The organism is Microbacterium telephonicum, from assembly GCF_003651225.1.
GTDB classification, from domain to species: domain Bacteria; phylum Actinomycetota; class Actinomycetes; order Actinomycetales; family Microbacteriaceae; genus Microbacterium; species Microbacterium telephonicum.
On record NZ_RCDB01000003.1, the window covers coordinates 187,382 to 200,633 of the forward strand.

At 71.1% G+C, this 13,252-nt stretch carries 10 protein-coding genes; 2 read left to right on the top strand and 8 right to left on the bottom strand.

Annotation, left to right across the window (positions count from 1 at the left end; all coding sequences use genetic code 11):
• Nucleotides 1–9: 9 nt before the first annotated feature.
• The 6 genes from C7474_RS10440 to C7474_RS10465 all read right to left on the bottom strand — a co-directional run bounded on the left by C7474_RS10440 (nt 10) and on the right by C7474_RS10465 (nt 5,578).
• Complete coding sequence (locus C7474_RS10440) at nt 10–1,467, bottom strand: aspartate ammonia-lyase (RefSeq protein WP_121059757.1); 1,458 nt, start codon at nt 1,465–1,467, stop codon at nt 10–12.
• A gap of 152 nt (nt 1,468–1,619) precedes the next feature.
• On the bottom strand, nt 1,620–2,618 hold the full coding sequence (locus C7474_RS10445; protein ID WP_121059759.1) for an aldo/keto reductase: 999 nt from the start codon (nt 2,616–2,618) through the stop codon (nt 1,620–1,622).
• Nucleotides 2,615–2,998, bottom strand: coding sequence for a MerR family transcriptional regulator (locus C7474_RS10450; RefSeq protein ID WP_121059761.1), 384 nt, complete (start codon nt 2,996–2,998; stop codon nt 2,615–2,617). Before C7474_RS10450 ends, C7474_RS10445 begins: the two co-directional genes overlap by 4 nt.
• 56 nt (nt 2,999–3,054) lie before the next feature.
• Nucleotides 3,055–3,963 carry a phosphodiesterase gene (locus tag C7474_RS10455; protein ID WP_121059764.1) on the bottom strand — a complete coding sequence of 303 codons (909 nt, stop codon included), beginning with the start codon at nt 3,961–3,963 and terminating at the stop codon, nt 3,055–3,057.
• 47 nt (nt 3,964–4,010) lie between these two features.
• Nucleotides 4,011–4,346, bottom strand: a complete 336-nt coding sequence (locus tag C7474_RS10460; protein ID WP_121059766.1) for a peptidase — start codon at nt 4,344–4,346, stop codon at nt 4,011–4,013.
• Nucleotides 4,343–5,578: an inorganic phosphate transporter gene (locus C7474_RS10465; protein ID WP_121059768.1), complete on the bottom strand. Its 1,236-nt coding sequence runs from the start codon at nt 5,576–5,578 to the stop codon at nt 4,343–4,345. The genes C7474_RS10460 and C7474_RS10465 overlap by 4 nt, the downstream gene beginning before the upstream one ends.
• Before the next feature lie 204 nt (nt 5,579–5,782).
• Here C7474_RS10465 and C7474_RS10470 point away from each other — a divergent pair, with 204 nt between their 5' ends.
• Together C7474_RS10470 and C7474_RS10475 are read left to right on the top strand one after the other, a co-directional pair.
• A complete protein-coding gene (locus tag C7474_RS10470; RefSeq protein WP_121059770.1) occupies nt 5,783–7,894 on the top strand; it encodes a S9 family peptidase in 2,112 nt (703 codons plus the stop codon).
• A gap of 569 nt (nt 7,895–8,463) precedes the next feature.
• Nucleotides 8,464–9,435 (top strand): hypothetical protein, encoded by a 972-nt coding sequence (locus tag C7474_RS10475; protein ID WP_121059772.1) that lies wholly within the window; start codon nt 8,464–8,466, stop codon nt 9,433–9,435.
• 393 nt (nt 9,436–9,828) lie between these two features.
• Here C7474_RS10475 and C7474_RS10480 read toward each other — a convergent pair whose 3' ends face one another.
• On the bottom strand, nt 9,829–10,857 hold the full coding sequence (locus C7474_RS10480; RefSeq protein WP_121059774.1) for a 6-phosphofructokinase: 1,029 nt from the start codon (nt 10,855–10,857) through the stop codon (nt 9,829–9,831).
• A gap of 157 nt (nt 10,858–11,014) precedes the next feature.
• Nucleotides 11,015–13,168, bottom strand: a complete 2,154-nt coding sequence (locus C7474_RS10485) for a DEAD/DEAH box helicase (protein ID WP_121059775.1) — start codon at nt 13,166–13,168, stop codon at nt 11,015–11,017.
• Between the last annotated feature and the right edge of the window lie 84 nt (nt 13,169–13,252).

Genomic DNA, 13,252 nt, shown 5'->3' on the forward strand with positions numbered 1-13,252 from the left:
CGGCGGCATTCAGCCTTCGACGAGATTCTCCGCAGGCTGGATGACGGGGATCGCCTGGGTCACCGCCTGCAGGCCCGACAGCCGGGCCGGCGACAGCTGCTTATCGACGTCGTCGCGGCTCATGAGCCCCGCCTCGACGACGAGGTCGCCGACGTTGCGGTGCGTGAGCAGCGCCGTCTTCGCGAGCGCCGCCGCGGCGGCGTATCCGATGAACGGCGTCAGCGCGGTCACGACGCCGACCGACGACCCGACCATCGCGCCCAGCCTCTCGCGGTTGGCCGTGATGCCGTCGACGCAGTTGACCCGGAGCGTGCGCATCGCCCGTCGCATCCAGGTGATCGACTGGAAGATCGAGTGGGCGATCACGGGCTCGAACGCGTTGAGCTGCAGCTGCCCAGCTTCGACGGCCATCGTGACGGTGAGATCGGCGCCGGCCACCGCGAAGGCGACCTGGTTCACCACCTCGGGAACGACCGGATTGACCTTGCCCGGCATGATCGACGATCCGGCCTGGCGTGCCGGGAGGTTGATCTCCCCGAGCCCCGCCTGCGGCCCCGACGACAGCAGTCGCAGATCGTTGCAGATCTTCGACAGCTTGATCGCGTTGCGCTTGAGCGACGACGAGAACGACATGAACGAGCCGGTGTCGCTCGTCGCCTCGACGAGGTCGTCGGCGGTCACGAGGTCGAGCCCGGTGATCTCGCGCAGGTGGCGCACGACGGCGGGCGCGTAGTCCGAGTGGGTCGTGATGCCGGTGCCGATGGCCGTCGCGCCCATGTTGATCTCGTACAGCAGGTAGGCGTTCTCGGTGAGGCGCTGGTGGTCGTACCCGAGCGTCGTGGCGAAGCCGTGGAACTCCTGACCGAGCGTCATCGGCACGGCATCCTGCAGCTGCGTGCGGCCGATCTTGAGCATGTCGTGGAACTCCGCCGCCTTCCCCAGGAACGAGCGGCGGAGGAGGTCGAGCTCCTCGAGCAGGCTGATGAGGTCGAGGCTGAGGCCGATCTTCACGGCCGTCGGGTAGACGTCGTTGGTCGACTGACTGCGGTTGGTGTGATCGATCGGCGAGAGGTAGGCGTAGTCGCCCTTCGGCCGCCCCGCCATCTCCAACGCGATGTTGGTGATCACCTCGTTCGCGTTCATGTTGGTCGAGGTGCCCGCGCCGCCCTGGATGACGCCGACGATGAACTGATCGTGGAACTCACCGTCGATGACGCGCTGCGACGCCCGGTCGATGAGGTCGGCGCGCTCGGGATCGAGGACGCCGATCTCGCGGTTGGCGCGCGCCGAGGCCTGCTTGACCATCGCGAGGGCCTTCACGAGGTCGGCGTAGACCGAGATGGCTCGACGCGAGATCGGGAAGTTCTCCAGCGCCCGGGCGGTGTGGATGCCCCAATAGGCGTCGGCGGGGATCTCGAGGGATCCCAGGGAGTCGGTCTCGGTGCGCGTGGGGGCGTCCAGTGCCATGTTCAGTCCTCGTGGGTCGTCACATCATCGTGAAGGGGTGCCTCCAGCCTAACCGCGGCGACGGTGCCGCCGACTGGACTCGATGTACAGTCGGCGGCCCCGCATCACCGCGAGGGCGAAGCCGCGCGCGTTGCCCTCAGCGGTTCGACGGCTCAGCGGTTGAGCGGCGTCATGTCCGCGTAGCGGTCGCCGACCGCCGGCGCGACGGCATCCAGCTCGGCGAGCTGAGCCGGCGAGAGCGAGAGGTGCGCCGCGGCGATGTTCTCCTCGACCCGTTCGATCCGGCGCGTGCCGGGGATCGGAGCGATGTCGTCGCCCTGCGCGAGCAGCCACGCCAGCGCGACCTGGGCAGGCGTCGCGTCGACCTCACCGGCGACCTTCTCGATGACCGTCACGATGCCGAGGTTCTGCTCGAGGGCCTCACCGGCGAACCGCGGGTTCTGGCGGCGGAAGTCGGATTCGGCGAGGGTGTCGACCGAGCGGATGGCGCCGGTGAGGAAGCCGCGCCCGAGCGGCGAGTACGGCACGAACCCGATGCCGAGCTCGCGCAGGGTGGGAAGGAGCTGTGCCTCGGGATCGCGCGACCACAGCGAGTACTCGGTCTGCACCGCGGTCACCGGGTGCACGGCGTGCGCGCGGCGGATCGTGTCGGCCGACGCCTCCGACAGCCCGTAGCCGCGGATCTTCCCCGCGGCGACGAGGTCGGCGAGCGCGCCGACGGTGTCCTCGATCGGCACACCCGGGTCCATGCGGTGCTGGTAGTAGAGGTCGATGCGGTCGGTCTGCAGGCGCCGCAGCGACCCTTCGATCGAGAGGCGCAGGTTGGCCGGGCTGCCGTCGAGGCCGCGGGTGTCGTCCTGCGTGTGGAGGATGGTGCCGAACTTGGTCGCGAGCACGACCTCGTCCCGCCGGCCGCTGCCCGAGAGCGTACGCCCGAGCAGTTCCTCGTTGGCGTACGGACCGTAGATCTCGGCGGTGTCGAGGAACGTGACGCCGCGGTCGAGCGCGCCGAGGATCGTGCGGGCGCCGCCGTCGTCGTCCTGGCCGGCGCCGGTGTAGAAGGCGCTGATGCCCATGAGCCCGAGGCCGATGCGGCTCACGGTCAGGCCGGTGGAGCCGAGGGCGATGGTGGGGAGGGAGGGGGTGGTCATGATGCGGCGATCTCCGTGTCGTAGAGGTGGATCTTGTGGTCGATGGCGGCGAGGCTCGCCGTCACGTCGGCGAGGCGGGCACGCACGACGTCACGATGGGCGCTCAGCAGGGCGCGCCGTTCCGCGACGGTCGCATCGCCCCGCCGCACAAGGTCGGTGTAGCGGCGGATGACGGCGATCGGCATTCCGGTCGACCGCAGCCGGGTGAGGAAGCGCACCCACGAGATGTCGGCATCCGTGTACCGGCGGTGCGACGAGGAGGCGCGTTCGACGGGGGTGAGCATCAGCCCGGAGCGCTCGTAGTAGCGCAACGCGTGGGTCGACAGACCCGTCTCCGCCGCCGCCTCGGCGATCGAGCGGGTGTCATCGAGAACGGTCATGTCCTCACGGTAGAACTTCGAGCGCGCTCGAAGTCAAGCCGAGGTCGAAACCGAGATCAGCGTTTGCGCGAGAACGCCTCGAGCCTCTCCTGCGGTGTGAGCTCCGACATCCGCGCGACCCACTCGTCGGAGAAGAAGTCCGCCGTCTCGGCGGCGACGACCGGCACGACCGAGTGCGTGATCGTCTCGTCGTAGACGTGCACGAGATGGAACGACTGCCCCGCGTCCATGCCGTTCACCTCGGCGGGCGGGCGCTGCAGGTTCATCGTGTAGCAGGTGGCGGCCGCGACGCTCACCGGTACCCCCGCGAACGACCCGTGCGTCGAGTAGTGCAGATGGCCGGCGAGGATGCCGCGCACATCGCTGCCGCGGACGATGTCGGCGAGCTCGTCCTGGTGGCGCAGCTCGAGGATGTCGAACAGCGGGACGTGACTCGGCAGCGGCGGATGGTGCAGCGCGAGAAGTGTGCCCGCCGGTGCGGGGGTGCGCAGCTCGTCGCGCAGCCACGCGAGCTGCTCGGCGTCGAGGTCGCCGTGGTGCCAGCCGGGCACGGTCGAATCCAGCGCGATGAGGCGCAGCCCCCCGAGATCCCACACGCCGGTCACGGGCTGCTCGGTGGCCGCGGCGCCCAGCAGCCCCGCGCGCAGCGCCGGACGCTCGTCGTGGTTTCCCGCGACCCACACGATCGGCGCCCCGAGACGCTCCGCGACCGGCTCGACGGCGTCGCGCAGGGCTCGGTAGGCGTCGGGCTCGCCGAGGTCGGTGAGGTCGCCCGTGACGACGATCGCGTCGGGGCGGACGCCGGTGCGCTCGACGGCGGCGAGGGTCACGGTCAGGTTCGCTGCGGAGTCGAACCGGCCTCCGAGCAGGCCGCTGCCGACGAGGTGCGTGTCGCTGAGGTGGACGATCGTGCGCGCCGCCGGGGCGTACCGGCCGAACTGCACGGGACCGGGCGTCGTCGTCATGGCCTCAGCCTAAGCGCCGCATCCGACGCCCTGCACGGCCCGCGAGGTCAGTGCCCGAAGACGATGAGCAGCAGCCCGCCCAGCACCGCGAGGGCGCACAGGGCGAACGCGCCGTACGCCGCCACCAGAGCGAACCGCTTCTGGCCGTCGGTCAGCGGGCTCTTCTTCGCGGCCTTCGCGGCCGCCTTCTCGGCCCGCCGGCGCTGCTTGTCGGTGATCACCGCGATCGCGTCGGTGAACTCTGCCGGGGCGACGACCGGCACGCGACCGGCGCGCACCAGCATCCGTAGCCCCAGCGCGTAGAAGCCGACGACGAGCACCGCGGCCGCCAGAGCGGCGGCGAACACCTGCAGGAAGGCGATCCAGTCGATCTCGATGGTCATCGCTCCCCCTCCCCGGTCTTGTCCTGCCCGGCCTCGGCGCGCTCCAGGCGGCGCTGGCGGCGGGTGGGCGGCGGGTTGCGCTTGACCTTCACGGCGAGCCCGGAGTCGGCGACCTCGCTCATGGCGTTGTCGGCGTGCACGGCGTCCTTGCGGGAGCGCAGGAACAGCCCGAGGATGATCGCGACGGCCAGCACCGCGTCGACGAGCACGCCCCACGTGCCGAACCAGACGACCAGCAGTGCCGCGAAGGCGCCGACGACGCCCGCCGCGGGGAGGGTGAGGATCCAGCCCACCGCGATGCGTCCGACGGTGCGCCAGCGCACGTGCGAGCCGCGGCGACCGAGGCCCGACCCGATGACCGAGCCCGAGGCGACCTGGGTCGTCGACAGCGCGAAGCCGAGGGCGGAGGAGGCGAGGATCGTCGCGGCCGTCGAACTCTCGGCGGAGAAGCCCTGGGCGGGCTTGACGTCGGTGAGGCCCTTGCCGAGGGTGCGGATGATGCGCCAGCCGCCCATGTAGGTGCCGAGGGCGATCGCGAACGCGCAGGTGAAGATGACCCACAGCTGCGGCTCGGAGTGCGCGCCGTCCTGCAGCCCCGCCGTGATGAGGGCGAGGGTGATGACGCCCATCGTCTTCTGCGCGTCGTTGGTGCCGTGGGCGAGGGCGACGAGGCTCGAGGTGAAGATCTGTCCCCATCGGAACCCGTCGCGGCCGTCGGGCTTGCCGTCGTAGCGGCGGGTGAGGGCGTAGGCGAGCTTCGTGACGGCGAACGCGATGAGCCCGGCCGTGAGCGGGGCGATGAGCGCGGGGAGCACGACCTTGCTGAGCACGGTGCCGAAGTCGATGGCCGCGGCGCTGGCGCCCACGAGCGTCGCGCCGATGAGGCCGCCGAAGAGGGCGTGCGACGAGCTGGACGGCAGTCCCAGCAGCCAGGTGAGCATGTTCCAGGTGATCGCGCCGATGAGCCCGGCGAAGATGATCGGCAGGAACGTGCCGGCGTCGATCCCGTCCTCGCGGATGATGCCGTGCGAGATGGTCTTGGACACCTCCGTCGACAGGAACGCGCCGACGAGATTGAGGCAGGCCGCCAGCAGGACGGCGACCTTGGGCTTGAGCGCGCCGGTCGCGATCGGCGTCGCCATGGCGTTCGCGGTGTCGTGGAAGCCGTTCGTGAAGTCGAAGAACAGCGCGAGTCCGACGACCAGCACGACGATGAGTACTGCTGTTTCCACCGTTCGCTTTCCGTGTGAGATGTGGGGAGGAGTGCCGAGACGATCGGCGGTGCGAACGAAGAGTTCACCGTGGGTTCAGCATCCGGCAACCGGACCGTAAGAATCCTCGCACACACCCGGCACAGCCGCCGACGTCCTGCCAGGATCAATTGCCCGGCGGATGCCGTCGCGACCGGCCGAGACCCGCGCGCATAGGCTGGAGCGGTGACCAGCGCACCGCCCGCGGCTCCCGTCGCCGCCGCCCGTCCGACCGTCCGCACGCATCACGGCGACGAGGTCGCCGATCCGTACGAGTGGCTGCGCGCCAAGGAGGATCCGGAGGTCATCGCGCACCTCGAGGCCGAGAACGCCTACACCGACGCGCGCACCGCGCACCTCGCCGGCCTGCGCGGACGGATCTTCGACGAGATCAAGGGACGCACGCTCGAGACCGACCTGTCGGTGCCGTCGCGCCACGGGGCGTGGTGGTACTACGGCCGCACCGTGGCGGGCAAGCAGTACGGCATCCACTGCCGCGCGCCGCTGGCCGGTCCCGACGACTGGACTCCGCCGGTGCTGTCCCCCGACGCGCCCGTGCCCGGCGAGGAGGTGCTGCTCGACGGCAACGTCGAGGCGGAGGGCCACGAGTTCTTCTCCCTCGGCAGCTTCGACGTCTCCACCGACGGCACGCGCCTGCTCTACGGCGTCGACACCGAAGGCGACGAGCGCTACACGCTCCGCATCCGCGACCTCGCCACCGGCGAGGATCTGGCCGACGTCGTGACCGGGACGTCGGCGGGCGCGTGCTTCTCCCCCGACGGCCGGCACGTCGTCTACACGACCGTCGACGACGCCTGGCGCCCCGACACCGTCTGGCTGCACGAGGTGGGCACGGATGCCGCCGGCGACGCGACGCTGTTCCACGAGAGCGACGAGCGGTACTGGGTCGGTGCGGGGTTCAGCCGCAGCGACCGGTTCCTGTTCATCGAGGTCGGCTCGTCGATCACGACCGAGGAGTACCTGGTCCCGGCCGACGACCTGCGCGCCGAGCCGCGCTCGATCTGGCCGCGGCGCGAGGGGGTCGAATACTCCGCGACCCACGCGGTCGTCGACGGCGAGGACGTGCTGTACATCGTGCACAATCAGGACGCGCTCGACTTCGAGCTCGTGCGCGTGGCCGCGTCCGACCCGCAGGGCGCGCGCGAGGTCGTGCTGCCCCACACGCCCGGACGCCGACTGCTGGACGTGTCGGCGTTCCGCGACTGGGGTGTCGTCTCGTACCGCCGCGAGGGCCTGGCCCGCATGGGCATGCTCGACTACGCGTCGGGCGCCGTCGCCGAGATGACCTTCGACGAGCCGCTGTACGCGGCGGGCCTCGGCGGCAACCCGGAATGGGCGCCGCCCGTGCTGCGCGTCGGATACGGCTCGTTCGTCACCCCGGGCACCGTTTACGACTACGTCGTCGCCACCGGCGAGCTGCTGCTGCGCAAGCAGCAGCCCGTGCTGGGCGGATACGACCCCGCCGAATACGGGCAGGAGCGCGTGTGGGCGACCGCGTCCGACGGCGCCGAGGTGCCGATCTCGCTCGTCTGGAAGCGTTCGTTCGGGGACCCCGGCGACGGCGTGCGCCCGGTGCACCTCTACGGCTACGGATCCTACGAGCACTCCATCGAACCGGGATTCTCGGTGGCGCGGCTGTCGATGCTCGACCGCGGCGTCGTCTTCGCGATCGCCCACGTGCGCGGCGGCGGTGAGATGGGCCGGCAGTGGTACGAGGACGGCAAGCTGCAGCACAAGCGCAACACCTTCACCGACTTCGTCGCCTGCGCCGAGCATCTCGTGGCCACCGGCGTCGCCGAGCCGTCCCGCCTCGTCGCCGAGGGCGGGTCGGCGGGCGGCCTGCTCATGGGCGCCGTCGCCAACCTCGCACCGGAGCTGTTCGCCGGGGTGCTCGCCGATGTGCCGTTCGTCGACGCCCTGACCACCATCCTCGACCCGTCACTGCCGCTGACGGTCATCGAGTGGGACGAGTGGGGCGACCCGCTGCACGACGCCGAGGTGTACGCGTACATGAAGTCGTACACGCCGTACGAGAACGTGCGTCCCGGGGTGCGGTATCCGCGGATCCTCGCGACCACCTCGCTCAACGACACCCGCGTCTACTACGTCGAGCCCGCCAAGTGGGTGGCGCGCCTGCGCGAGGAGGGCGTCGACGCGCTGCTGAAGTGCGAGATGGTCGCCGGCCACGGCGGCGTATCGGGCCGCTACAACGCCTGGCACCAGCGCGCGTACGAGCTCGCGTGGCTGCTCGACGTGCTCGGCCTCGCGGAGGTGTAGTCGGGGGTCTGCCGGGTCCGCGGCGGCTCGCCGCGTCGAGGGCGCGGCCGGGCGCGGCGAGGGCGCGGCGGGCATGTCACGCGATGCGCCGCCTCCGCGCGGAGCTCGCGGCCGTTCGAGTGACACGCCGACCATCCGTGTCACGCGAAGTGCCGGCTGAGGGTCGCTCCTCCGGCCATTCATGTGACACGCCGTCGGCCCGTGTCACGCGAACGGCCGCCTTGACCGCGCCGGCACCGCCGTCCGCGCGACACGCGCCCCGGGTCGACCGCGCGACGGGAGCGGGGTGCGCTCTCGATGGATGCTGTCCGTGCCATGTCACGCGATATGCCGCTCCGTGGCCGCACATCCGACCGTCTGCGTGACACAGCGACCATTCATGTCCCGCGAACGGTCGTCCCGCGGCTCGGAACGCGGCCGGACGTGTGACATGCACGCGGAGCGGCTCCATCCCAGAGGGCGCCCGATCTCCCGACGACTCTTCCTCCCCAACCGGCTTACGGATGCCGCACTCCACGGATCCGGGGTTCGGCACCCCACCGAGCGGTCAACGGGCGTCCACTGGGGACATGACCCGGACGACACCGCTTCCCGATTCGCTCCTCGACCGTCCCTTCACGGTGGGCGAGGCGCGCGCCGCCGGGGTGAACCGTGGACGGCTCCGGCGCAGCGATCTCGAGAGTCCGACCCACGGCGCCCGGGTGGCACGAGTGGCTCGCGTCGCTCCGCCCGCGGACGAGACACCGAGTGAGCGCCGCGCACGTCTGCGCGAGGAGCTTGTGCTGCGCGTCCAGCACCTCGCTCCCGCGCTCACGGTCGATCAGTTCTTCAGCCACGACACGGCACTCGCCCTTCTGGGTGCGCCACTCCCCTACGGGTCGGGTGCGGCGCTGCCCATCCACGTCTCTGCGCACCGGCCCGCCGGCCAGCCGCGCCGAAGGGAGGTCGTCGGGCACCGCCTGCAGGCACGACCGGTGGCCGAGTGGATCGCCGCGGGCGTACGCGTCGAGCATCCGGTCCGCGCGTGGCGCCAGGTCGCTGTGACATGGGGGCTCGACGACCTCATCGCGGCAGCCGATCACCTCGTGTCTCCGCGGGTGCGCTTCGCAACGGTCGACGACCTCCGCGCGGAGGTGGCGATGCTGGGCGATCTGCCGGGCGGCATCCTGCAGCGCGCCCTCGCGGAGGTGCGCGTGGGAGCGGAGACAGCGGAGGAGACGGCGGTGCGGCTGCTGATCACGCGCGCAGGGCTGCCGGAACCGGAGCTGAATTGGACGTTGCACACGCGCGAGGGTCGTTTCGTCGCGCGGCTGGACCTCGCCTACCCGGCGTATCGGGTCGCGATCGAGCACGACGGCCGCGTGCACGCGTTCGACGAGCGCCAGTTCGCCCGCGACGCGGACCGCTGGGACGACGTCCGCGCGCAGGGGTGGACGCATGTCCGCATCCTGAGTCACCATCTGCGACCCGACCCCGCAGTCGCGCTCGATCGCATCGTGACGGCGCTCCTGAGCCACGGCTGGCGCCCACCGCGCCGCTGACCCGCCCCGCCGCCCACTGCCGCGCCCCATGTCACACGATGTGTCGCCCCGATGCCGCCGCACCAGCCATTCGCGTGACACCCGTCACACCCGTGTCCCGCGAACGGCCGGCCGGTCCCGCGGGCACCCACCATCCGCGTGACATGCGCGCGGGAGCCCGCGCCGCCGCATCCGATGCCCGTCACCACCGCAGCCATGTCACACGAAGTGCTGCCCGCACCCCGCCGCACCGACCATCTGCGCGACACGCACCGCGGGCATGTCACATGGATCGCCGCCGAGACTCCGCCGCACCGGCCATTCGCGTGACACAACCCCGCGGAGACGACACAGCGCCCGGGGTCTCCCTCGGGCGCTGCGGACGGATGCCGGACTCAGCCGGGCGGATGCGGGTCAGCCGAAGAGGGCCGCCGCCTCCTCGTAGCGGTACAGCGGCACGGTGTGCAGCTCGTCGAGGGCTTCCTCGAAGCCCACGCGCACGATGTCGGTGCCCTTCATCGAGACCATCTGGCCCCACGCGCTCTCGGCGACGGCGTCGGCGGCGTGCAGGCCCAGACGCGTGGCGAGCACGCGGTCGAAGGCCGACGGCGAGCCGCCGCGCTGGATGTGTCCGAGCACGGTCGCGCGGGTCTCGATGCCCGTGATGCGCTCGATCTCGGGCGCGAGCACCTCGCCGATGCCGCCGAGGCGGGGACGGTTGAAGGCGTCGAGGCCCTTGTCGCTGTACGCCTCGTCCATGCCGGTGAGGGTGAAGCCCTCCGACACGACGACGAGCGGCGCGCGGCCGCGGTCGTGGGCCTTCTGCACCTGGGCGGTGATCTCGGCGATCGACATCGGCACCTCGGGGATGCAGATGACGTGGGCGCCGGCGGCGATCCCGGAGTGGAGGGCGATCCAGCCGACGTGGCGGCCCATGACCTCGGCGACCATGCAGCGCTGGTGCGAGTCACCGGTCGTGCGCAGGCGGTCCATCGCGTCGGTGGCGATGTTGACGGCGGTGTCGAAGCCGAACGAGTAGTCGGTCGCCTTGAGGTCGTTGTCGATCGTCTTCGGCACGCCCATGACGTTCACGCCGTCGTTGTAGAGGCGGTTGGCCGCCGCGAGGGTGCCCTCGCCGCCGATCGCGACGATGCCGTCGATGTGATGACCGTAGAGCGTCGCCTTGACGTTCTCGGCGCCGCCGCGGGGGCCCTCATACGGGTTGGTGCGGCTCGTACCGAGGATCGTTCCGCCGACCTTCGACAGGCCCTTGACCTCGTGGCGCGTCAGCGGGAAGAAGTCGCCCTCGACCACGCCGCGCCAGCCGTCGCGGATGCCGACGAACTCGATGTTGTAGTTGGTGGTGCCCTTGAGCACGAGACCGCGGATGACGGCGTTCAGACCGGGGCAGTCGCCGCCGCTGGTGAGGATGCCGATCTTCATGTGGGGATCCTTTGTGATGGTGAGAGAGCTTCCGGCGACACTGCCGAGTCCGACACTATCGTCCACCGGCGGCGCCCTGCCACCGGAGCGGCCGTCAGAAACGCCCGCGGCCGCCGGAGCGGACCGCGGGCGTCTGAAGAGGCGTCGGTGGCGACGGTCAGGCCGCGCCGAGCGCCTGACGCAGCAGGTGCAGGAGCGCCGACAGCTGCACGGAGTCGCTCGAGGACGGGTCGACCGCGATGCCGTCGAGGGCGCGCTGGGCGAGGCCCTGCTTCGCGTCGATGAGCTCGGCGATCTTCGTGTCCAGCGTGTGCGCGGCGATGATGCGCCACGCCGTGACGGGCTCGTCCTGACCGATGCGGTGCACGCGGTCGATCGCCTGCGTCTGCTCGGCGGCGGTCCACGACAGCTCGGCGAGCACGACGTTGGAGGCGGCCTGCATGTTGAGGCCGACGCCGGCGGCGGTCAGCGAGCACACCGCGATCGCGACATCCGGGTCGCCGTTGAACGCGTCGATCGCCTGCTGCCGCGCGGGCGTGGACTGGTCACCGCGGATCGACACGGTGCGCAGCCCGACACCGGCGAAGTGCGCCTCGGCGGCGTCCATCACGTCGATGTGCTTGGCGAAGAACACGACCTTGCCGACCGACCGCTGCAGCTGCGCGGCGTAGTCCGCCGCGAGCAGCGCCTTGGCCTGGCCGATCTTGCGCACCATCGTGAACACGTTGTCGGAGCCGGCGCCGGCGTTCTTGGCGTCTTCGAGCTCGCCGTGCGCGACGAGGCGCGCGATGTCGTCGTCGATCTCGCCCGGGATGACCTTGTCGCCGCGCGCCTCGATGATGCGGCGGTACTTCGCCGCGAGGCGCTGACCGAGCTCCTGCTCGGCGGCGCGGATCGACCGGCCGAACTCGTCGTCGAGCTCCACGGGGAGGTCGGCGATGAGCTTGTCGGGAAGGTCGGCGGCGACGTCCTTCTTCTTTCGGCGGACGATGCCGAGCGAGATGACCGCCTCACGCGCCTCCGGGTAGAACGCCTTGTCGGCCGGGGTGAGTCCGGTGGCGTCGAGCTTCGCCATCAGCTCGGGGCCGGGCTTCTCGCCGTTGGTCCAGCCGAGGAAGCGCCAGATCGCGTCGAAATCCTCGACGTCGTTGATCAGCGGCGTGCCGGTGAGGGCGAGCATCAGCGGGTCGCGCACCTGCTCGCGGATGCGGGCAGCGAGCGCGAGCACGTTCTGGGAGCGCTGCGAGGTGAGGTTCTTGATGAAGTGCGCCTCGTCGACGACCATGCCCTTCAGCCCGAGCGACCCGAGCCAGGACAGGTGCCGGTCGAGCACCTCGTAGTTGACGATGAACACGTCGGCGAACGCGTCGACGGCGGCGCCGTCGCCGTGGATGACGGTGGCACGGCGGTGCGGCGTCCAGCGTTCGACCTCGCGCGCCCAGTTCATCTTGACGACGTTGGGAACGACCGCGAGGAGCGGGTACGCACCCGCGACGGATGCCGCGAGCACCGACTGGGCCGTCTTGCCGAGTCCCGGTTCGTCGGCGAGCAGGAACGACCGGTGGCCGGCGCGCACCGCCTCGAGGAAGCGCGACTGGTGCGGCATGACCTCGAGCCCCTTGGGCGAGAGCCGGTCGAATTCGGGGACGGGCGGCAGATCCATGGAGGCCGACGCGCCGCCGGCTCCCGTCTCGAACGCCTTGTAGAGCGGCCCCATGAGCTCCCAGCCGTCGAGGCGACGGCGCGGCGTCGTGGCGGGGGCGCGCATCGTGAGGTCGGGGGCGAGGAACGGGTTGGACTCGCGGCGGGCCTCGATCTGCGGCGGCGTCACCTGACGCTCGGCGAGGGCTGCGGGCACGACGGTGGCCTGCACGGGCGGGGCGTCGGTGATGATGAGCTCGTCTTCCGGCAGCTCGGCACCGGATTCGAGCAGCCAGTCCCGGCGCATGCGGCGGGCGACCGGCGAGGTGGCCTGGTCGACCTCGAGCAGCTGGATGAGCGAGGTGTCGCGCGCGGCGGTCTTGGCGAGGATCGTCGCGACGCCGTCGAGGCGCTTGAGCAGCTCGACGCGCGCGCCGTCGGCGATCTCGGTGTCCGCCTTCACGCGGGCGCGCTCCTCGCGCACGAGGAAGGCGATCACCTGGAACTTGACGCGGTTGGTGGGGCCGAGCTTCCCACGCTGGGCCTTGGCTTCGACCTCGCGCACCTTGCGGGCGAGGATCGGGATGAGCGGCGCGTCGTCGTCGCGACGTGCCGAAGAGCCACGGCGACGGCGGTTCGCCGTCGGGGCGGTGGATGCCGTGGGCGGCATGCTCCTCCTGAGCGTGAATGCCGGTGCTCACCGGCGGGTGCCGGTGCGGACACCGGCCGGGTCGGAGTCGCGGCACGAGCCGCG

Coding starts and splice junctions, on each gene's coding strand:
- C7474_RS10440 (WP_121059757.1), bottom strand. CDS start 1,467: ATGGCACTGGACGCCCCCACGCGCACCGAGACCGACTCCCTGGGATCC.
- C7474_RS10445 (WP_121059759.1), bottom strand. CDS start 2,618: ATGACCACCCCCTCCCTCCCCACCATCGCCCTCGGCTCCACCGGCCTG.
- C7474_RS10450 (WP_121059761.1), bottom strand. CDS start 2,998: ATGACCGTTCTCGATGACACCCGCTCGATCGCCGAGGCGGCGGCGGAG.
- C7474_RS10455 (WP_121059764.1), bottom strand. CDS start 3,963: ATGACGACGACGCCCGGTCCCGTGCAGTTCGGCCGGTACGCCCCGGCG.
- C7474_RS10460 (WP_121059766.1), bottom strand. CDS start 4,346: ATGACCATCGAGATCGACTGGATCGCCTTCCTGCAGGTGTTCGCCGCC.
- C7474_RS10475 (WP_121059772.1), top strand. CDS start 8,464: ATGACCCGGACGACACCGCTTCCCGATTCGCTCCTCGACCGTCCCTTC.
- C7474_RS10480 (WP_121059774.1), bottom strand. CDS start 10,857: ATGAAGATCGGCATCCTCACCAGCGGCGGCGACTGCCCCGGTCTGAAC.
- C7474_RS10485 (WP_121059775.1), bottom strand. CDS start 13,168: ATGCCGCCCACGGCATCCACCGCCCCGACGGCGAACCGCCGTCGCCGT.